Source organism: Actinoplanes sp. NPDC051494 (genome assembly GCF_044454705.1).
Taxonomy (GTDB): Bacteria; Actinomycetota; Actinomycetes; order Mycobacteriales; family Micromonosporaceae; genus Actinoplanes.
On record NZ_JBITDZ010000016.1, the window covers coordinates 67,503 to 84,222 of the forward strand.

The window sequence follows — 16,720 nt, forward strand, 5'->3', positions numbered from 1 at the left end:
GAAAGGTAGCCCAATTCGACTGTCACGCTGTGTTTTCCCAGGTGGACTGGCGTTTTCCGTGACTCGTTGATCAAAACCGAGGTGGGGCTTGGGGCAATCCTGGGGAACACGGCCCGTGAAACCGGGGTGTTCGACACCTGATCAGGTGCCGGAAAGTCGGACCCGCCACCGGTCCGCCGGGTACACCCGCACGGTCTCGTCCGCGTGCTCGACACTCAGCACCGGCACCCCTTCACCAATACTCAGCGTCACACGCTCGTCGAGCGTGGGCATCCGCGCGGTCACCGTCGCCCCCGCGGGCACGACCAGGTCTTGAACCTCAGGGTGTTCACGCACCACAGCAGCATGACCCCTGCGCGGGTCCACGAGCCCCTCCGCGCGCAGAACCGCCATGGCCTGCCGGACGGTACCGCGGGCAATGCCGTACTCCTGCGAGAGGCTCCGCTCCGACGGCAGCGTCTGGCCGGCCGGGTAGTGCCCATCGAGGATGTTGTGCCGCAGCTTAGCGGCGAGCTGTGCGTAGACAGCGCCACCGGGCTGCGGGTTGATCACCGGATGTTATGGGTGAGCCCCTGGTGGTCTGGTGGTCGAGGTGTCTATACCACCAGGGTCGAGACGAGCTCAGCCCGGGAACGCGCCACCGCTTTGTTTGCCCAGCTCAATGCCCTTGACGATGGTCTCGCCGTAGGTCGGTACCTTCTCCACGATCCGTTCCATGCGGTTCACCGCAGCCGCGGTGAGACCGGCCTGGTCGGCGTGGTCGTCAAGCCGCGCCTGAATCTTGGCCTGCCCGTCGAGGATCTTCCGCTGGTTCGCTTCCAGCCGGCGCAGGTAGGCGCGGATATAGCGGCTGAAGAATTCGAGGCCGCCCACGACGACAAGGCTGGAGCCGGTGGTCATGCACGCCGACATGACGGTGAGTCCGGCCGGGCCGACGTTGACGGTCATGACCTCAGGCAGGGCGCCGGTGACGATGGTGGTGCCAAGGATCAGGGCCAGCCCGGCGGCGATGAACGCCGCACCCCACCGCCGGTTGACGGTGTCGCTGGTTTCGAGGGTTCGTCGGGGCTGCGCCGGCTCGTTGGGGTGGGGCTGGCGTAGGTCACGTAGGTCGCGGGTCTGGTGTCCGGTGTGGTGTCCTGTGTCGCTGACCATCAGTACCCCCCAGTGATGGTGCCCTTGGCCTTGCGGCGTGAGGGCTTCTGCACTTGTGGATCTGTCCTTGCAACGGATGTGATCACAAGTCGTTACGGCGTGGGGATCATTGATCGACTGTCCTCAGTGCGGGGTGTCCATCTATGACCCGGAACGTGTGGTGTTGATCCATGGGCCCGCGAGGAAGTCTGACCTTTCGCCGCTCGCCGGTGACCTTTCGCCGTAAGTGGCCAACAGTTGGTCATCTGCTCTCCGGCTGTCGATGTAGGCGATGGTCATCGCCCGTTTCTCGCCGCGGGCACTCGTCCACCGCCGTCGCACTGTTGTGGCGGTAGGGGCGCCCGCGCAGCGTCTCGATGACCAACGCGCGCGGGCCCTCCACGTTCAGGTGCCGGTCTCGATGAAGGAGTCCGCGGCGAGCAGTAACCAGCTGATGCCGGTGCCGTCTTCTGGCAGCAGTCGTTCGGGCACGGCGCGGTGCAGCGGGTCTTCACTGGCCACCAGGTCTTCCACGGCATGCCCTCAGCGAGCCGTTCGGCGGGCACCGGATCCTCGACGTCGAGGACTTCGAAGACGAGGTCGCCGTACTCCTCCTGACCGATCGGGCGGGCCCGGATCCGGGTGCCGACGGCCGGAGCGCGTTCGTCAACCCACGTCATCGTGCCGCCACCTCGACCAGCGGGCCGGTGACGACGTCGCGGAAGTACACGCCCACAGCGTTGCCGCTCTCCGCCAGTACCGCGTGGCCCTCGGCCTCCGAGTCGACCCTGTGCACGGCGTCGCGCTTGTCGACCACGAACCACTCCCGGATCGTCCGGCCGTCGGTGTAGACCTCGTGCAGACTCATGACGGCACCCAGCCGAGCTCGGCCATCGCGGCGAGGATCAGCACGTCGGCGCTCGCGGGTTCGAAGTCGTCCTCGAGCTCACCGTCCTCGTCGAAGCGGCCGGCGACCAGGCCGTCGAGGACCAGGGGCGGGTACAGGTCGTATTGCCAGCCGCTGTTCCCGAACGGTGCCTTGCTGGAGAACCCGGCTTCCTCGTTCCACAGCTCGGCGAGCAGGGCGATCAGGTAGTCCCGTACGGTGGCCGCGCCGGCGTCGTTGGCGGGCAGCGGCAGGTCCAGGACGTGGCGGGCGGTTGCGGTGCTGGTCATGGTTTGCCCTTCCGGTGGTCGGTGCGGGTGCCGTTCGCGGTCCGCTCAGCGAGCTTCAGGCCGGCGGCCAGGTTGAGCAGGGTGCCGACGTCGGCCAGGTGGGCGACGTGTTCGTCGGCGAGCTGGTCGAGTTCGCGGTCGAGGGCCTGCCGGTCACCGTGCATCGCGGCGTCGAGCAGCGGGACCAGGTGCACGCCGTCGCTCACGACGTCTCGCCCAGCAGGACGGCCCGGGCTTTCGCGTACTTCTGCGTGAGTCGCGCCTGCTCGTCAGGGGTGAGCAGTGCCAGCCGTGCGGGGTCGCTGTTCGTCTCGTTGTCCGCCAACTTGACGAGCCGTCCGACGGGGTCGGCGGCGGCGCGTCGAACCAGGTCCATGTAGTCCTCCCCGGCACGGCGGGTCACTGAGTCGACGGCTCGGACGGTGCTCTCCGGGTAGCCGAGTTCGCGGAGGTCGTTGAGGGTGAGGGTGCTGTCCTCGACGACGTCGTGGAGGAGTCCGGCCATGATGACGTTGTCGCTGTAGCCCTGGTCGCGGAGGATCCGGGCGACAGTGCGCGGGTGGTCGATGTACGGGTGGCCGGCCTTGTCGACCTGACCGTGGTGGGCGAGGTTGGCGAGTGCGTCGGTGCCTGCGACGGTGGGGGTCATGTGGCTGGGGTCCTATTCGAAGCGAGCGGCGATGACCGCGAAGGTGTCGTCGAGCGGCAGCGGGATGCCGCCGTCGGGCTGCAACGCGTAGACCGTGACGACCTCGCACATGTGGTTGAGGGCGTGCGACAGGCCGGCGTCTTCCATGTCCTCGGCGGCTTTCGCGCCGGCGTCGAGGATCACGGCGAGGTGGCGCAGATCCATCAGGTTCCCCTCGGGAACGTCCACCAGCCGTCGTATCCGGTCGGGACGTCGGGGAAGTTCTTCAGCATCGGGTTGAGAAAGTCGATGTGCTCGTGCACGGTGTCCGGCGCCACGGGGGTGTCGAAGCACAGCAGGCCGTCACCGTTCCACTTCGCGGCCCAGGAACCGCCGTACCGGTTGTCGTCCGCGGCGGCGATCCAGGACTCGTAGGTGCCGTCGGTGGGCTCGTTGTGCCAGCCCAGGACCATCGGGTGGTAGGTGCCTATGACGGCGGACAGGATGCCGTCCTTGCGCTTGAACCAGACGGCGTCGACCTCGAACGAGCCGACGTACCGCTCACGCCATGTGTCGGGCTTGAACGCGTACATGGGCCGGGACACGGCCAGACGGGCGGCGCGGATCATCAGGCACCCGTCCCTGTCAGCGTCCGGCCGCCGTGCTGGAACGACCGGGTCCGGTTGTAGGCGATCTTCCGCTCGTACTCGGCGGTCAGGTCGATGCCGTACACCTCAGCCACGGTGACCAGCGCCCGAAGGAAGGTGGACAGCAGCTGGTCCACAGTTCGCCAGGTCAGCACGATCTGAGCTGCGTGGAAGTGCAGCAGTGCCATGTGGTCGCCGAACGACCCCGGGGTGAGGGGAATTGGCGCCACGTCTGCCAGCTCCATGTCCATGTCGATCGGCGTCAGGCCGAACACGTCGCACATGTCGAGCAGGCGAATCAGCACGTCTGCCAGTTCGGAGCCGACGCCCTCGGGCTTGTCCGGCTTGGCGGTGTTGCGGCCAGTGGCGTCGTCGAGTTTCCAGTCCCGGTATGCCTCCAGCGCCTCGGAGATCTCGGAGTGCAGCAGTGCGAGGTAGTCGCCCCAGGTGTTGTCGCCGGGCCCGCCTTCGGCCGAGCGCCAGCCCTTCTCGACGTTGTTGGCCCGGATCTCGGCGGTCATGTCGCCGATGGTCTTGGCGTGCCCGTCGAGGTTGTGGGTGTGAGGATTGAGGTATTCCATGTCAACTCCTAGCTGCCAAGATCGTGCCTGTGTGGACGTCCACATTCTATCAATTGGCAAGCATGATTGGTCGATGCGAAACCCGGAGGTGGGATGCCAGATGCGGCAAGAGTGGACGTCCACAGGTGATAATCGGCGCATGCCTGATCAGCCCGCAGACCGTCACGTACGTAAGCGTCGCCCGATCGGGCTCGACGATGAGGACTGGAAAGAGCTCGGCGCGGTCGTCGGGGACAAGCAGCGTTCGGAGCTGGTGCGGCAGCTGGTGAGGGCGTTCCTCAAGCGACCGGGTGTGAAGATCCCCCGGCGCAAGGACTACGAACCGTCGGTCTGACCCTTGCCGCTCGTCTGGCTGGCCGGCGCCAGCTGACTGCAGCCCGGACACCATGGCAGCGGTCCACCTGGTCGCAGGGCAGTCGACATGCCGATGATGTGCCACCGGTCCGTGCAGGACGCCCGGTCCTGCTTCCAGGATCCCAGAACAGTGATGTGCCGGCCGTCGTGCCCGCCAGGTCCGGAGCAGGTGCCGTGCGGGTTCCGTGGGTCGCGGGCGGGACACGCGGGTGACGGGGCGGTCATTCCGGGCCGGGCTGAAGGTCGTCAGCGTGCTCGGGCCAGGTGACGAACCGTGCGAGCGCGGCGGCGAGGTTCAGTGCGGGTAGGTCCTGGGCTGCGTCCTCGAGGTAGCTCCACCCGTGGAGGGTCAGCTGCGTCGGGGTCAACGTCGCCAGCAGCTGCAGTTTCGCCGTCCGGCACGGCCATTGGCCGGCGCAGTTGCGGCAGAGCCATGACGGGAGGGTGGGGGTGTGCTCGATGTCGGCGGTCACGGGCGGGCCTCCGCGGTGGAGGTGCCGTCGCCGATGGCTGGTCCCGGCGATTTCATGCCATGCAGGTTACGTCACGTAAACCCCATGTTGGCTACTCAGTGTTGGGTTTGCGCCACGACAAGATCACGATCTGTCTACCTTCTGGGTGTGGCAGAGCTCGAGCCGATGGGCCCGGACGAGATCCGGATCCGTCTCGGAGTGTCCCGGCAGCGGGCGTACATCCTGATCGGCCGCCGCGACTTCCCGGAGCCGTGGCGGGAACTCGCCATGGGCAAGGTGTGGCGCTCCACCGACGTCGAGGCGTGGATCCAGGCAAACCGGCCGCACCTGCTCGACGGCGACGACGCCTGACCGCGGCCCAGGCATGACGAAGGCGCCGGACTCGATTGAGCCGACGCCTTCGGTGCGGGAGTCGCTAGATCCCCTGCTTATCCACGTCGGTGACCTCCACTGAGATCTTGGTGTTCTTGCTCGCTGTCGACAGGGACTCCGTTGGGACCGTGTACTCCTGCCCGGTGACTTCGAACGTGCCGATGATGGGACCGTCGTCGTCGCCCTTCACCTGGTAAGTGACCTCCCACGTTTCGTCGGATGCCAGGTCCGGGCCGCCGTAGCCGAGCTGCAGCTTGATAGAGACGTTGCAGCCGGCGGACCCGAAGCACTGCTTGTCGGTGACCTTGTAGGTCAGTTCGACAAGCGCCGGGTTGAGAGTGGGCCCGGAGGTGGGTTCGTCAACAACTACCGTGCCTTCGTCCGTGGCGACATTAGGTTGGGCAGCGGCTTGCTGTTCGCGGTCCCAGGCACTGAGGGGCTGTGCTGCCGGGGTTGCCGGCGGGTCTGACGTGGCGGCCAGGGTCACGCCGACGGTAGCGCCGACGACGGTGAGGACGCCTACGGTGGCGGCGAGGGCGATCCAGAGCGGCTTGCGGCTCCTGCATGCGGGCGTAGTCCGGATCAGCGGCTGCTGCTGGGGGTCCGGCTGAGGGTGTATGGGCTCGATCATGGGTGTGCTCCAACTGGTGCGGGCTGTGAGACTGATGGCGCGGCCCGGCTCAGCCAACACCCGGCCACGCCACGAGTGTCCCGTTATGGGCGTTTCAGTGATAGTGGTGCCGCGCCGTAGTTAGGCCGGTCATCGGCGTGCCCTGCCCGGTCGGCGCCGCCGGCGGCTGTTGGTACGACCACCTACGGCGTACGCGATCACCTGCCTGTGTAGGTGCCCGCCCGGTAGCCGAGGTCGTCGAGGATCCACGCCGCGTCCTGCAGGGTGGCGGGCTGTTCCTCCTCGAGCGCCCGGACCACGTCTATGGCGTCTTCGTGGGTGAGCCACACCTGGTCGTTCGGGGCGAGCACGACCCGGCCGCCGTCCTCGACGAACCGCAGTTCCCAGACCATGTGCATGGGGGCTTTGCGTTTGGCGACCATGAGGCGGGGTGTGCTGCGGCCGGAGCCACGAATGTCGAGGTGGGGCAGCAGGTATTCACGGAAGATCATGGGTATCCTCGTCGGTCGGGCAGACACCTTGACCAACGACGGTGTGCGGGGTTCCGCAATGCACTGATCACATGGCGACGGCCGCCCTACCGTGATCTTGTGGATTTCCTCGACGCCTGGAACGAACTCAACGACGACAAGCGGTCGCTGCTACTCGAGCAGCGCTGCACCGAGCCGATCCCACGAGCCGTCGCGCGGATCCTCGCCGAGGCAGGCCTGATTGTGTTCGCCCCGGCCGCGCCGGCGCACTGGCCGCCCGGGCTACGAGACTTCCTCGACGACGTCGCCGCAGTCCGGGACGACGACCCAGAATGCGAATGACGGCCTGTTACTCGTCGTGCTCGACGGTGATCTCCACGATGTCCGCATCCGGGTCCTCGCCAGCTTTGTACTGGGCTTCCTTCGCGTTCGCCCACAGCAACATCAGTAGGTCCAGAAGGGCGCCGACACCCCCGTAGCCTCCGACGTCGACCGCGTGCCGGCCGTCAGGACCTTCGTTGGGTGCGTCCCAGATGCCTGATACGTACTGGTGAAGCCGCCAACGCATCTCGGTCTGGATGGCACGTTCCTCTGGGGTGAGGCCAGCCAGAGCCTTCGCGTCGTGGTGGGTGAACGCCTCACCGATCCGCCCCGCGTTTTCCTGAAGGTCTTGCAGCTCATCGGTCATACATCGACCGTAGTGAACCGCTCCATAGCACAGGAAGCGTTCTTGACCGGCAGTTTTACAGCGGCAGGGCTGCGGGCGCCGACGACGAGACCATGATGTCGCGCCACTTCCCGGTGGCCTTGCTCGCTCCGCTCAGGGCGCGGCCGAGGTTGCTGGCGGTGGGGTTGATCATGTCGTCTCTATTGGGAACAGCAGGTCGTAGCCCTCGTTGCTGAGGTGCGCGCCCTTGCCGGGCTCGCACGTAGCCCAACGCTTGAGCCCTGCCCTCTCGTTGTCGGTGAGGTTGGCCTGGCGGGTGTTGTGCCGCCACTGGCCGTCCATCGTCTGCCAGAACGTGCCGTACTGGATGTCACGCAGCAGGGCCAGGTCTGGGCCAGCGGTCAGACCCTGGAGTACGCACGCTGATCCGTCGGCGTGCGGGAACAGGCCGGTGTGCGCAACCTCTTCGCACCGGTTGCAGCACAGCTCGGATGGGGCCTCGCAGCGCTCGTTGTGCATGTCGCGGCAGGCCGTCACGACAGCGGCACCCCGGTGAAGCTGATGCTCAGGCCGGTGACGTACTTCCCGGGGATCCGGGTCGCGATCCCCGGGATCGGTTCCGGCACGGGCAAGGTGCAGTCGGGTCGGTGCGGGGTGACGAACGCGCCGACCGAGCCTTGCGGCGGCCCTTCCTTGACCAGGTCGAGGAACCAGGTCGCAGGAAACGGTGACACGGCCGGAGCGCTGCAGCCAGCGCAGGGCCGGTAGGTGGTCGGTGGCATCTCGATCGTGGTCATCGGTACTCGACCTCCCCGTTGTCGCCCCAGAACGCCCCGTCGCCGTCGGCGTGCGGCTCGATCTGTGGGTCGTGCTCGTGGTGCAGCACGCAGTCGACCCACCAGTGTTCCGTGGCGTGCGGGGAGAAGACCACGGTCCTGCCTTCGCAGCGCTCGTCCGGATGCACCTGCGACTCGCTGACCTGGAACAATTCGGGTGGCTTGGTCATCGGATCCGGGACTCCGGGATCAGGCCGAATTCCTCAAGCCGGGCCACCGCGGCGAACACGTGCGCCTTCGGCGTCCGGCCGGCACGGCACAGCTTGTCCAGCGTGATGTCCCCGCAGGCGATCACATCGTCCGGGTCGCGCTCGGGATTGCTGGTGGCCAGGGCACGAATGAGCGTGAGGACGGTCAGGTCCACGCCGCACACCCGGATGTCGATCGGGGCGACAATGCTGACGTAGTCGAGGTTGCTCACGGTGCCTCCTTGTGCGGGTCAATGCTGGCCCAGTCCATCGACCAGCCGGATGGCAGTGCGTCGTCCACCGCCACCAGCAGCGCGCGGCGGCAGTCGTCGCCCACTCGGGCGGATGCCTCGGTGAAGCCTTCACCATCACGCACCGGCACAACCACGTCGCCTGCCTCGCCGTTGAACCCGAGTTCGGCGAGCTGCGCGCGGACGACCGGGGAGCGCAGGGCTGCGGCGAAGGCGAATGCCTCCGGGGCGGGCGTGCTGGCGGTCATCGGGTGGGCTCCCATTCGTTCTCGAACTCGTACGCCGACACCCGATACTGAGCGTCGCCGTCTTTGACCGCCCAGTCTCCGATGTACATCAGCCGCCACCGGGCGTCCGGCATCTCGATCACCTCGGATGTGGCCTCGGGGTCGTCGCAGTTGGCCCGGTCGGCGGCGTCCAGGACGTCGAAGTCCGAGCCGAGCAGGGCGGTCAGTTCGGCAGCGTTGTCTCCGCGCCACTGCACGGCCTGGACCTTGACTGGCCGGCGCTGGTAGGTGGCGGTCACCACGTGCTCGGCTCGTCCGGGTCCATGCCGCCGTTGACGCGCATGTCTTCCTGGGCGTCGTGCTCACGGTCGGACATGCGCTGCTCGGCGACGTCTTGCGCGGTCTGCTCGTCGCGGGCTTCCAGCTCGTAACGGGCTTCACCGTCGTCGTCGGAGTCGATCAGGGACATGGGTGCCTCCTCAGTGCGGGTCTGGTCATCGATCGTCGCCCGCGCTGCGGCGATCAGCTCGGACAGCCGGGCCGACACCCAGCCGGTTTCCGGGTCCACGGTGCCGTGCAGCCCGGCGTTGATGCGCTCGGCGAGCTGGCGGGCAAGCTGCTCGTCGGTCATGCCGTGACCGCGTGCAGGTGCGGGACGTCCGCCCATGACCGGCGCCCACGAATCTTCCGGGCACGAACCACCAGGTTGAGCACGTTGGCGTCGGGGATGCAGCAGGGCACCTCGTACCAGCAGCAGTCCCCACCCCACGCGCAGTGCGGGTCGTTGCAGTCGTTGCCGCGGAAAGCTTCCCACTCGGCTGGGGTGGCTCGGGGCCGGCGGCAGTCGGGGCAGCGGTCGTTCGCGTACCGGTCGTCGACGTCGCTCACGAGACGTCCCCGGTCTCGGCCACGTTCAGTGCGGCAGCCATGATCTGAGCGCGGCGGAACACGACCGCCAGACCCAGCTCGTCGGATGTGTCATCGATCAGCGGGGATTCCACGGTGTGGACCTCATCGACTGCCGCCCACCCGCTCTCCGGAATGAGTCGGCCGTCGACACTGCGCGGCAGGGCGCTGTCCCGGATGATCGACACGACGAAGCAGCTGTCGGCGAACGTCGCGTACCCGGCAGCGTCGTCGTAGGCGAAGAACGCCCGCTTGCGGTTCTCGTCGCAGATCACCGCGGTCCACAGGGTACGGCCGGTGCGGGTCACCGGCCGGGCCTGCGCTTCCAGGTGAACTCGCTCAGCCGGGCCGCACCGGGCACCAGCGGCACGGTCTCGAAGTCCGGACACGGGCCGTCCTCGGCGCCGTTGCCGCGGTGAGCGTTCGCGCTGTTGCGCAGGCAGCCGCAGGGATAGTAGTTGGCGGGGTCGGAGGTCGGGCTGGTCATGACGCTTCTCCTTCGAGCTTGAGACGTTGGTAGCGGTCGTAGAAGGCTTGGCCGTCGGCAACGACCCGATCGGCGGGGGAACGGATCTGTCCTGCCGGGTACAGGCCTTGGCCATGCCTGTGGTCCAGCTCCTCCGCGATGGCGAGGCCCTGACCCGATGGCCCGGCTCGTTCTGTGTTAGGCTGCTGTGCTGGTGGCGGCACTGGCAAGCTCCAGCCACATCAGCTCCTGCGCCCACTTCACGGCGGCGTCGTCGCGGGGTCGGCGCTTGCCGTGCTCCCAGCGCCAGAGTGCGGACGTGTCCACGCCCACTCGCCGAGCCATCTCCTGTTGCGACATGCGGGCTCCCTGTCGGATGCGCTTGCCGAGTCCTCCCCGGCAGTAGCGGACCGCGGCGACGAGCAGCATGTCCCGCTGTTCTTCGGTCATGAGTCAAGCATGACAAGTTGGCATGGTTACCGCAAGTGCATCTGGCCTGACAGTGCTTAATCAACACGGAGAAAGATCTTGCCGGTGCTTGCCTCGCTAGTCAGGTGACCCCTACCGTGCGCGCGTGGAAGAAACCAGCCGCCGATGGCCCGACCCGGATGAGGGTCCTTACCAGCTGACTCTCAGGTGGTCTCGCCGTGACGGCCGACCCCACGTCGCAGGTGTGCATCTGGACCCGCTGGACGACAAGTCGCCGCCGGTCACGACCACGGTGATGCGCGACCTCAAGCTGGCCGGGATCATGCTGGAAGACCGTGAATCATTGGACCGAATTCCGCAGGCCAAGGCCGCACCGGAAGAGATTGTGGCGGGCATGCGGCCAGCCACTGTGAAGCGGCTGCGTCGTGCCGCCGCGATCTACCAGGAGGCGTGGCGTGCGGGCCGGCCGCCGACGAAAGAGGTCGGGGAGAAGATGAACGCCTCGCCTGCTGCCGCCGCGAATTTGGTGCGCAGGGCGCGGGCTGCCGGCATGTTGCCGCGCACCGATTCGGGTGTCTCTCAGGGTTGATTCGCACCTTCTGAGCCCCTGCCGCGAGGTGGGGGCTTTTCTCTTGTCGACAACCATGCCATTTGTAATTGACGGACCATGCCAACTTGGCTAGGGTGATGGCATAGCAAGACGGGCCCCGACCGGTGATCTCACCCACCAGTCGGAGCCCTTGCCCCACACCTGAGCCAACAGGAGTCGAGCCAGATGCAGTCTTCCACGAAGCCCTTCCCCGCCGACGGATCCCCGCTCGAAGCCGACGCCGGCCACCACCGGATCCGTCTCATCCCCACCATCGACGGGGGCGTCACCATGCAGATCCTCACCGGCACCCACGAGGAGTGGGCCGAGCAGTTCGGCAACGAGCGCGAGGCGCGCACGGTGGCTCACCAGCTCACCGCCAGCCTCCGCCGTGCCGCGGAGAACCGGGAGGGCGGCGCCGCCCTCGACCAGCTGATCCAGGACCGCAAGACCGGTGGGGGGATGGTCGCGGACGTCGAGCGGTTCCTCAAGGCCAAGGCCGCCGCGCAGGACGCCGCGGACGCCGCCATCCAGACCGAGTACGACGAGGTGGACGGGGACGCTATTGCCGCCCGGCTCCGCACCGACCAGGACACCTGGCAGGCCGCCGACGACACCGCACACAACGCGACCGTCGCCACCGTGCAGGCCGGTCGGAACACGGACGGCTGGAACGAGGCACGCCGGGCCGCCCGTACAGCCGCCGCCTGGGCCACCGTTGACGCGGTCAGTGCCGTGTCCCGCCCGGTCCGGGTGACCAGGACCCAGATTTTCCGCAAGTCCCTCAACGCCGTGCAGAAGCGGGCCGCCCGGTTGCAGCGTGACGGGGTCGTCTACTGCGGGCCCGGCACCGGTGTCAGCCCGCAGACCCTGAGGTCCATGCACGACCGGATCGGCGGCGAACTGCTGATGCACCCGGCGGTGAAGCACCGCCTGGTCGGGTTACGGCTGCCGGTCGAGCTCCGGGACCCGGCCGGGCAGGCGGCGGCGTGATGCTCCCGTTCCACACTCCAGCCCGGATGGTCCGCACCGGCCTGATCATCAAGACCGCCGTCGACGACTACACCCGCGGCCTCGAGGTCGACGTCGTGCACCACGGCACCCGCGTGATCGACGGCACCGGGCTGCCGACGGTGTGGTTCACCGGCTGGACGCCGCTCCTAGTACTGCAACGGCACTCATCGGAGTGGGTAGCCTCGGCGTTTGTAGTGGCTGAGGCGGGCTTGGTACTGGCGTCTGCGGCGCCAGCGTGACCACCACCAGACATGCTGTTTGGGCTGTTGGCAGCGGACGAACAGTGCGGCGAGCAGCCGACGGATCTCGGGTACTGTGTAGCCGATCATCATGTCGTCGCCGGTGCCGGTTCCCCCTTTAACGCAAGGGTTCTCGCGACGACGAGCCAGGCGTGGGCGGCCATGGACAAGGTGATGTGGGCATACCAGGCCCTCCAGTCACGAACCTGGTACTCGTCCAGGCCGGCTTGGTTCTTGGCCTGCTGGAAGCATTCCTCGACCGCCCACCGGCTGCCCGCGACCCGGGCCAGGTCCATCAACCGGGTTTTCCGGGGCCCGTAACAGACGTAGTAGGCCAGCTCACCCGTGGTGATGTTGCGCCGGGCAAGCAGCCAATGGCCGCGTGCGGGCCGCCAGAACACCCGGATCGGGACCCGGGCCCACAGGTATTCGCGAGGCCCGTGAGCGCCCGCACCGGTGGAAATCCTGGACCAGGCCCGGCCGGGTAGGGACGCGATCAGCTTGTCGACCCGGGCGTGACCCATGCGGGTGGTGACCACGTCATCGTTGCGGCGGGTCGCGACTACGTGCGGCTGGTCGTGTTCCTCCATCCAGACTCGTAGTGATTTCGATTGGCCATAGGCCTCGTCCATCGTGACCCAGCTGGCCGCAATGCCGGCGGCGAATGCTCCGGCCAGCATGGTGCGAGCCATCTGCACCTTCGTTTCGAACTCCACCTCGTCCGGGACACCGGCAGCTCGGCACCGTTCACGATCATCGGTCCAGGCCTGCGGCAGATAGAGCTGCCGATCGATCAACGCGTGACCCTTGTCCGAGCGGTAGGCCATGAACACCGCGACCTGGCAGTTCTCGATCCGGCCGGCGGTGCCGGAGTACTGCCGGGCCACGCCGGCGGACTTGACGCCCTTCTTCAGGAATCCGGTGTCATCGATGATCAGCACCCCGGTCAGGTCGCCGAGGTGCTCGATCACGTAATCGCGGACGTCGTCTCGCACGGCGTCGACGTCCCAGTCCGCCCACCGCAACAACCGTTGCATCCCGTCGGGCGTCAGGTCACCGGCTTGCTCGGCCAGGGTCCAGCCATTGGTCCGGTCCAAGCCCGCGACCAGCCCGGACAGGTACTGCCGGGCCCGCCGACGTGGCTCAGACCTGGTAAAACGGCCCGCGAAACGGGCATGCAACCGGTCCAGCTCCGCCGACCACTGCGCAACATCGACATCCGTCACACCATGCCCAACGAGCCGATCATGAAGACGTCTCGCCTGCTGACTGCCGTTGCAGTACTAGGTGTGGTCAACCGTGGATGGCCGCACGACCCGGACGCTGAGGTGCTGGTCGTGGAGGACATGCGGCTGCACTGCTTCGGCACCCTCGAAGGAGACCCCCGATGACCGCCGGCGCCCACCGCCACTTCGCCGCCGTCCGGGTCTACTCCGAGGGCCGCAAATGGCACCTGAACTACGAACGGTTGCTGGTCGCCGTGCAGCTGCTGGAGAACGACGCCCTGGGGCGGATCTCCGACGGGCTGCGTGAGGCGTTCCCGGAGCTGACCCCGGGCGAGATCCACGACTACTTCTGCGCTGCCCAGGTGTGCATCAACGGCGGCGTGGCCCTGAAGAACCTGCCCGACTGAGCTTTCCTCCCGGGCCGCCGCCTGTTGATTCCCCCGCGTCCAGGCGGCGGCCCGCCCCCTCAAGTGAAAGGGACCTCCCACCGTGAACCTGTACGTGCAGAACGGCACTCGAAAGACCACCTACCCGTCCCACTTTCGTGTGATCGAGGTCGACTTCACCGCCAACCCGGCCGGTGTCGACGAGTGCGGGCGCTGCCGGCGCGACCTGAACGTGCACGTGTCCCAGCTCATCGACTACGGCATGGCCGAGCAGGACGGTGTCGTTGAGTGCGACGTCATGGCCGGGGTGACGTCCTGATGCTGCGCCTCATCGACGTCGTGTGCGACCGGCACCAGCAGCTCATCCTGGGTGCCCGCATCTGGCCTGAGAACTACCTGCCACCCGACGGTACCTGCCCCGAATGCGCGCGGCTGTGCGATCCGTACCCGGTCGGCGAAGCCGCAAGCCCTGCCCGGTCTGTGCCAGTCCGAGGCCGGCGCCATTCACGAAGCGGGACACGACGTCGTTGCTGTTGCTCTCGGCGCCACGGACGCTTTTGCCTCCATGAAGGGATCCGGCAACGCGACGTCGACCGCTCACTACGGAGCGAATCTGGAAGTTACGGCCATCCATTCCGTTGACCACTTCGCCATCATGCGCGCGGGGGAGGCTGCCGTCCGGGCGTGGTTGATGCATGGGGACTACGACGATGATCAGTGGCTGTTCGGGGCGGTAGCGGGCGGTAGGGGAGACGCCGCCGACTTGTGGCAGGCGGGCGGTGGGGTGTCGCTCTGTGAGTCCCTCAGCATCGACGACCGGCTGGTGGCCGAATGCTGGAACGCAATCGAGCGGGTCGCTGCCGCGTTGCTGCGCCGCGGTTGGCTCGACGGCGACGAGCTCGCCATCCTGGCCGGTGCGGAGCCGCACGCCAGGGAACCGCAGGGGCGCAGGCCTTGCGGTTCATGCTGGCGCGCCGATAGTTGCGTTCCAGCCGGACCAGGCCTCGTCCGGTGATACGTTTTATCCGTTTTGGTAAAGCGGTGCGGCGACGTATCGCCCTGGCCCAAGGAAACCCTTTGAAGATCACAATCATTGCCGCGGTCGCAGCCGTAACTCTGGCCGTCGGTGCAGGAACCACCATCATGGCCGCGCCAGCGTCAGCCGCTGGCCCCAAATGCAACAGCAGCACATGCTCACTGTGGAATGAGCCGAGCACCAACAATCACAAGTATGAGATCCCGAATGGCGCTTCACTTACAATGAAATGCTGGATCGACAATCAGTGGTGGAAGGGCACCAATCGCTGGTTCCGAATTGAGTCGGCGTATGGATGGGGATTTGTGATCGCGACGCAGGTCAGTAACCAAGTCTCGGTGGGCCGCTGCTAGCGATGCCACGGTCGGGGCCGTCTGATTGGACTCGAACGCGACCTTCCGGGGAACGCAGAGAAGCCCGCACTGCGCAGGCAGGCGGGCTTCCCTGTTTCCGGACAACGCTGACCATAGACGCTCATGAGGGGTCTCGCGATCATCAGCTGCGACTGCGACTGCGACTGCGACTGCGGGGGTTGAGATCTGTTCTCGCTCAGCCCGGCCAGACCGCGTATGGACGGCACCGGTCAGAGCCTCGGACCGTTAACGCGACACCCAGCCAGAACGCGTCAGTTGCGCGATCGCGTCTGCGTTCCCTCTCACCCCAGCGACGCCATGAGGTCATAGCTTTCAGGCGGCTTCACATCCACTTCAAAGTCCCAATGCGCGGCTGTGTCACCTTCGCCCGGATCAAGCTGCCGGCCACACACGCAGTTCCACGGCCTTGCCCGGCCCACGCGGGCCTGCGGCGGCCAGAAACGCAACGTCAGCTCCCGCCACGCACTGTGATCCCGGTCCGATGACCAGTCCTCCACCCACACCAGCCACCAATCATCAGGCTGCCCCGGTGGCGTCACCGAACACACGGTCGTGACCGTGTCGTTGGTCGCTGACGCCGTCGCCAGCACCAGGTACTCACGATCCAGCTTGAATCGGAACTGCAACCACCTGTGATCCGGGTGCCGATTGTGCGGCACGAACAGCCACTCGCCGTTCTTTTTCGGCTCATACTCGTTGTGCAGCCGGTCGAGTTCGACTCGGAGCAGGTCCGCGGCGGCATTCGCTGACACGCTCGACGCGTACGCAGAGTCCTTGGCTATGGAAACGGAATCTTTGGCGATGGCGGCAGATACTTCGGCGGCGCTCGCGGAACGCTCGGCGGCGGTGACGTTCTTGTCTGCTGCATCAGCGGACCGCTTGGCGTAGAAGCCGGCCACGGCAGCGACTATGACGGCAATGGCGGCCACGACGACGGCTAGCCAGTCGGCCTCGCTTGGTGCGCTGGATGTCTCAGCGGCATGGAGTAGAGAGTGCATAACGGCGGAGCGTACGACGACGGTACGACAGGATCGAGTCATTGTCGCCGAGGCGACGGACAGGGCAGCACAAAGCCCGACACACCGAAGTGGCCGGGCAAGTACTCCAGCAGGAGATCCGTTTTAGGGCTCCGTGAGAGCCTGCGAGGCATAGTGGCTGTTCTCGGCCGTGGCTTGATGGCGGCGTCGGAAGATTGACCGGACGACGGGGTCGGCGACATGTCGTGCAGGATCGATGATCAAGGCCTGGAACAGCCGACGGAGTTTGTTGACCGTGATCGCGATCAGGCCGACCGGCACTTCGCTGCTGGCCATGGTCGCTGCGGCGAGGAATGCGTGGGCGGCGACCCGGCACGACGTGTCGCCGACGTCATCGCCTGGTCCATCTACCGGCGGCGACACCAGGACCAAGCCATGACCAG

At 66.8% G+C, this 16,720-nt stretch carries 39 protein-coding genes; 11 read left to right on the forward strand and 28 right to left on the reverse strand.

Annotation, left to right across the window (positions count from 1 at the left end; genetic code table 11):
• Positions 1-141: 141 nt before the first annotated feature.
• The 10 genes from ACIA6A_RS38190 to ACIA6A_RS38235 all read right to left on the reverse strand — a co-directional run bounded on the left by ACIA6A_RS38190 (position 142) and on the right by ACIA6A_RS38235 (position 4,166).
• Positions 142-552, reverse strand: coding sequence for a GntR family transcriptional regulator (locus tag ACIA6A_RS38190; RefSeq protein WP_396102973.1), 411 nt, complete (start codon positions 550-552; stop codon positions 142-144).
• 69 nt (positions 553-621) lie between these two features.
• Positions 622-1,155, reverse strand: coding sequence for a hypothetical protein (locus tag ACIA6A_RS38195; protein WP_396102974.1), 534 nt, complete (start codon positions 1,153-1,155; stop codon positions 622-624).
• A gap of 384 nt (positions 1,156-1,539) precedes the next feature.
• Entirely contained in the window at positions 1,540-1,668 is a 129-nt protein-coding gene (locus tag ACIA6A_RS38200; protein WP_396102975.1) for a hypothetical protein, read from the reverse strand.
• Between the two features lie 142 nt (positions 1,669-1,810).
• Positions 1,811-2,002, reverse strand: a complete 192-nt coding sequence (locus ACIA6A_RS38205) for a hypothetical protein (protein ID WP_396102976.1) — start codon at positions 2,000-2,002, stop codon at positions 1,811-1,813.
• Positions 1,999-2,310, reverse strand: coding sequence for a hypothetical protein (locus ACIA6A_RS38210; RefSeq protein ID WP_396102977.1), 312 nt, complete (start codon positions 2,308-2,310; stop codon positions 1,999-2,001). Before ACIA6A_RS38210 ends, ACIA6A_RS38205 begins: the two co-directional genes overlap by 4 nt.
• Positions 2,307-2,516 (reverse strand): hypothetical protein, encoded by a 210-nt coding sequence (locus ACIA6A_RS38215; protein WP_396102978.1) that lies wholly within the window; start codon positions 2,514-2,516, stop codon positions 2,307-2,309. Before ACIA6A_RS38215 ends, ACIA6A_RS38210 begins: the two co-directional genes overlap by 4 nt.
• The gene (locus ACIA6A_RS38220; RefSeq protein WP_396102979.1) at positions 2,513-2,959 is read right to left on the reverse strand and encodes an HD domain-containing protein; all 447 of its coding nucleotides are present in this window, start codon (positions 2,957-2,959) and stop codon (positions 2,513-2,515) included. The genes ACIA6A_RS38215 and ACIA6A_RS38220 overlap by 4 nt, the downstream gene beginning before the upstream one ends.
• 12 nt (positions 2,960-2,971) lie before the next feature.
• A complete protein-coding gene (locus tag ACIA6A_RS38225) occupies positions 2,972-3,163 on the reverse strand; it encodes a hypothetical protein (protein WP_396102980.1) in 192 nt (63 codons plus the stop codon).
• Entirely contained in the window at positions 3,163-3,567 is a 405-nt protein-coding gene (locus ACIA6A_RS38230) for a hypothetical protein (protein ID WP_396102981.1), read from the reverse strand. Before ACIA6A_RS38230 ends, ACIA6A_RS38225 begins: the two co-directional genes overlap by 1 nt.
• Positions 3,567-4,166: a hypothetical protein gene (locus ACIA6A_RS38235; RefSeq protein WP_396102982.1), complete on the reverse strand. Its 600-nt coding sequence runs from the start codon at positions 4,164-4,166 to the stop codon at positions 3,567-3,569. The genes ACIA6A_RS38230 and ACIA6A_RS38235 overlap by 1 nt, the downstream gene beginning before the upstream one ends.
• Positions 4,167-4,305: 139 nt before the next feature.
• Between ACIA6A_RS38235 and ACIA6A_RS38240 the strand changes: the two genes are divergently transcribed.
• Positions 4,306-4,500 (forward strand): hypothetical protein, encoded by a 195-nt coding sequence (locus tag ACIA6A_RS38240; RefSeq protein ID WP_396102983.1) that lies wholly within the window; start codon positions 4,306-4,308, stop codon positions 4,498-4,500.
• 241 nt (positions 4,501-4,741) lie between these two features.
• Here ACIA6A_RS38240 and ACIA6A_RS38245 read toward each other — a convergent pair whose 3' ends face one another.
• On the reverse strand, positions 4,742-4,993 hold the full coding sequence (locus tag ACIA6A_RS38245; protein WP_396102984.1) for a hypothetical protein: 252 nt from the start codon (positions 4,991-4,993) through the stop codon (positions 4,742-4,744).
• A 147-nt stretch (positions 4,994-5,140) separates the two neighbouring features.
• Here ACIA6A_RS38245 and ACIA6A_RS38250 point away from each other — a divergent pair, with 147 nt between their 5' ends.
• Positions 5,141-5,344 (forward strand): helix-turn-helix transcriptional regulator, encoded by a 204-nt coding sequence (locus tag ACIA6A_RS38250; RefSeq protein WP_396102985.1) that lies wholly within the window; start codon positions 5,141-5,143, stop codon positions 5,342-5,344.
• Between the two features lie 64 nt (positions 5,345-5,408).
• On the opposite strand, the gene ACIA6A_RS38255 is transcribed toward ACIA6A_RS38250, so the two are convergent.
• Both ACIA6A_RS38255 and ACIA6A_RS38260 read right to left on the reverse strand, forming a co-directional pair.
• Positions 5,409-5,996, reverse strand: a complete 588-nt coding sequence (locus ACIA6A_RS38255) for a hypothetical protein (protein WP_396102986.1) — start codon at positions 5,994-5,996, stop codon at positions 5,409-5,411.
• Positions 5,997-6,193: 197 nt separating this feature from the next.
• On the reverse strand, positions 6,194-6,487 hold the full coding sequence (locus ACIA6A_RS38260) for a hypothetical protein (protein ID WP_396102987.1): 294 nt from the start codon (positions 6,485-6,487) through the stop codon (positions 6,194-6,196).
• A 99-nt stretch (positions 6,488-6,586) separates the two neighbouring features.
• On the opposite strand from ACIA6A_RS38260, the gene ACIA6A_RS38265 reads away from it, so the two are divergent.
• A complete protein-coding gene (locus tag ACIA6A_RS38265; RefSeq protein ID WP_396102988.1) occupies positions 6,587-6,808 on the forward strand; it encodes a hypothetical protein in 222 nt (73 codons plus the stop codon).
• A gap of 7 nt (positions 6,809-6,815) precedes the next feature.
• Here ACIA6A_RS38265 and ACIA6A_RS38270 read toward each other — a convergent pair whose 3' ends face one another.
• The 12 genes from ACIA6A_RS38270 to ACIA6A_RS38325 all read right to left on the reverse strand — a co-directional run bounded on the left by ACIA6A_RS38270 (position 6,816) and on the right by ACIA6A_RS38325 (position 10,457).
• Complete coding sequence (locus ACIA6A_RS38270; RefSeq protein WP_396102989.1) at positions 6,816-7,154, reverse strand: hypothetical protein; 339 nt, start codon at positions 7,152-7,154, stop codon at positions 6,816-6,818.
• Positions 7,155-7,322: 168 nt separating this feature from the next.
• On the reverse strand, positions 7,323-7,670 hold the full coding sequence (locus tag ACIA6A_RS38275; RefSeq protein ID WP_396102991.1) for a hypothetical protein: 348 nt from the start codon (positions 7,668-7,670) through the stop codon (positions 7,323-7,325).
• Positions 7,667-7,867: a hypothetical protein gene (locus tag ACIA6A_RS38280; RefSeq protein WP_396102992.1), complete on the reverse strand. Its 201-nt coding sequence runs from the start codon at positions 7,865-7,867 to the stop codon at positions 7,667-7,669. Before ACIA6A_RS38280 ends, ACIA6A_RS38275 begins: the two co-directional genes overlap by 4 nt.
• A 59-nt stretch (positions 7,868-7,926) precedes the next feature.
• The gene (locus tag ACIA6A_RS38285; RefSeq protein WP_396102993.1) at positions 7,927-8,139 is read right to left on the reverse strand and encodes a hypothetical protein; all 213 of its coding nucleotides are present in this window, start codon (positions 8,137-8,139) and stop codon (positions 7,927-7,929) included.
• On the reverse strand, positions 8,136-8,390 hold the full coding sequence (locus ACIA6A_RS38290; RefSeq protein ID WP_396102994.1) for a hypothetical protein: 255 nt from the start codon (positions 8,388-8,390) through the stop codon (positions 8,136-8,138). The genes ACIA6A_RS38285 and ACIA6A_RS38290 overlap by 4 nt, the downstream gene beginning before the upstream one ends.
• The gene (locus ACIA6A_RS38295) at positions 8,387-8,656 is read right to left on the reverse strand and encodes a hypothetical protein (protein ID WP_396102995.1); all 270 of its coding nucleotides are present in this window, start codon (positions 8,654-8,656) and stop codon (positions 8,387-8,389) included. Before ACIA6A_RS38295 ends, ACIA6A_RS38290 begins: the two co-directional genes overlap by 4 nt.
• Positions 8,653-8,937 (reverse strand): hypothetical protein, encoded by a 285-nt coding sequence (locus tag ACIA6A_RS38300; protein ID WP_396102997.1) that lies wholly within the window; start codon positions 8,935-8,937, stop codon positions 8,653-8,655. The genes ACIA6A_RS38295 and ACIA6A_RS38300 overlap by 4 nt, the downstream gene beginning before the upstream one ends.
• Entirely contained in the window at positions 8,931-9,266 is a 336-nt protein-coding gene (locus ACIA6A_RS38305) for a hypothetical protein (RefSeq protein ID WP_396102998.1), read from the reverse strand. Before ACIA6A_RS38305 ends, ACIA6A_RS38300 begins: the two co-directional genes overlap by 7 nt.
• Positions 9,263-9,523: a hypothetical protein gene (locus tag ACIA6A_RS38310; protein WP_396102999.1), complete on the reverse strand. Its 261-nt coding sequence runs from the start codon at positions 9,521-9,523 to the stop codon at positions 9,263-9,265. Before ACIA6A_RS38310 ends, ACIA6A_RS38305 begins: the two co-directional genes overlap by 4 nt.
• On the reverse strand, positions 9,520-9,849 hold the full coding sequence (locus tag ACIA6A_RS38315) for a hypothetical protein (RefSeq protein ID WP_396103000.1): 330 nt from the start codon (positions 9,847-9,849) through the stop codon (positions 9,520-9,522). The genes ACIA6A_RS38310 and ACIA6A_RS38315 overlap by 4 nt, the downstream gene beginning before the upstream one ends.
• Positions 9,846-10,028 carry a hypothetical protein gene (locus tag ACIA6A_RS38320; RefSeq protein ID WP_396103001.1) on the reverse strand — a complete coding sequence of 61 codons (183 nt, stop codon included), beginning with the start codon at positions 10,026-10,028 and terminating at the stop codon, positions 9,846-9,848. Before ACIA6A_RS38320 ends, ACIA6A_RS38315 begins: the two co-directional genes overlap by 4 nt.
• Positions 10,029-10,205: 177 nt before the next feature.
• Positions 10,206-10,457: a helix-turn-helix domain-containing protein gene (locus tag ACIA6A_RS38325; protein WP_396103003.1), complete on the reverse strand. Its 252-nt coding sequence runs from the start codon at positions 10,455-10,457 to the stop codon at positions 10,206-10,208.
• Positions 10,458-10,581: 124 nt separating this feature from the next.
• Between ACIA6A_RS38325 and ACIA6A_RS38330 the strand changes: the two genes are divergently transcribed.
• From ACIA6A_RS38330 to ACIA6A_RS38340, 3 genes are all read left to right on the forward strand, one after another.
• Complete coding sequence (locus tag ACIA6A_RS38330; protein ID WP_396103004.1) at positions 10,582-11,025, forward strand: hypothetical protein; 444 nt, start codon at positions 10,582-10,584, stop codon at positions 11,023-11,025.
• Positions 11,026-11,211: 186 nt separating this feature from the next.
• Positions 11,212-12,018, forward strand: a complete 807-nt coding sequence (locus ACIA6A_RS38335; protein ID WP_396103006.1) for a hypothetical protein — start codon at positions 11,212-11,214, stop codon at positions 12,016-12,018.
• Between the two features lie 26 nt (positions 12,019-12,044).
• Entirely contained in the window at positions 12,045-12,278 is a 234-nt protein-coding gene (locus ACIA6A_RS38340) for a hypothetical protein (RefSeq protein ID WP_396103008.1), read from the forward strand.
• Between the two features lie 89 nt (positions 12,279-12,367).
• Here ACIA6A_RS38340 and ACIA6A_RS38345 read toward each other — a convergent pair whose 3' ends face one another.
• Positions 12,368-13,504: an IS701 family transposase gene (locus tag ACIA6A_RS38345; protein WP_396103009.1), complete on the reverse strand. Its 1,137-nt coding sequence runs from the start codon at positions 13,502-13,504 to the stop codon at positions 12,368-12,370.
• 21 nt (positions 13,505-13,525) lie between these two features.
• Here ACIA6A_RS38345 and ACIA6A_RS38350 point away from each other — a divergent pair, with 21 nt between their 5' ends.
• From ACIA6A_RS38350 to ACIA6A_RS38370, 5 genes are all read left to right on the forward strand, one after another.
• Positions 13,526-13,669, forward strand: a complete 144-nt coding sequence (locus tag ACIA6A_RS38350) for a hypothetical protein (RefSeq protein WP_396103010.1) — start codon at positions 13,526-13,528, stop codon at positions 13,667-13,669.
• Positions 13,666-13,911, forward strand: coding sequence for a hypothetical protein (locus tag ACIA6A_RS38355; RefSeq protein ID WP_396103011.1), 246 nt, complete (start codon positions 13,666-13,668; stop codon positions 13,909-13,911). The genes ACIA6A_RS38350 and ACIA6A_RS38355 overlap by 4 nt, the downstream gene beginning before the upstream one ends.
• Positions 13,912-13,993: 82 nt before the next feature.
• Positions 13,994-14,209, forward strand: coding sequence for a hypothetical protein (locus ACIA6A_RS38360; RefSeq protein WP_396103012.1), 216 nt, complete (start codon positions 13,994-13,996; stop codon positions 14,207-14,209).
• 246 nt (positions 14,210-14,455) lie between these two features.
• Positions 14,456-14,905 carry a hypothetical protein gene (locus ACIA6A_RS38365; protein WP_396103013.1) on the forward strand — a complete coding sequence of 150 codons (450 nt, stop codon included), beginning with the start codon at positions 14,456-14,458 and terminating at the stop codon, positions 14,903-14,905.
• Positions 14,906-14,967: 62 nt separating this feature from the next.
• Entirely contained in the window at positions 14,968-15,279 is a 312-nt protein-coding gene (locus ACIA6A_RS38370) for a hypothetical protein (protein ID WP_396103014.1), read from the forward strand.
• Positions 15,280-15,581: 302 nt separating this feature from the next.
• Here ACIA6A_RS38370 and ACIA6A_RS38375 read toward each other — a convergent pair whose 3' ends face one another.
• Both ACIA6A_RS38375 and ACIA6A_RS38380 read right to left on the reverse strand, forming a co-directional pair.
• Positions 15,582-16,298, reverse strand: a complete 717-nt coding sequence (locus tag ACIA6A_RS38375) for a hypothetical protein (RefSeq protein ID WP_396103015.1) — start codon at positions 16,296-16,298, stop codon at positions 15,582-15,584.
• Positions 16,299-16,421: 123 nt separating this feature from the next.
• Entirely contained in the window at positions 16,422-16,700 is a 279-nt protein-coding gene (locus ACIA6A_RS38380; protein WP_396103016.1) for a hypothetical protein, read from the reverse strand.
• Between the last annotated feature and the right edge of the window lie 20 nt (positions 16,701-16,720).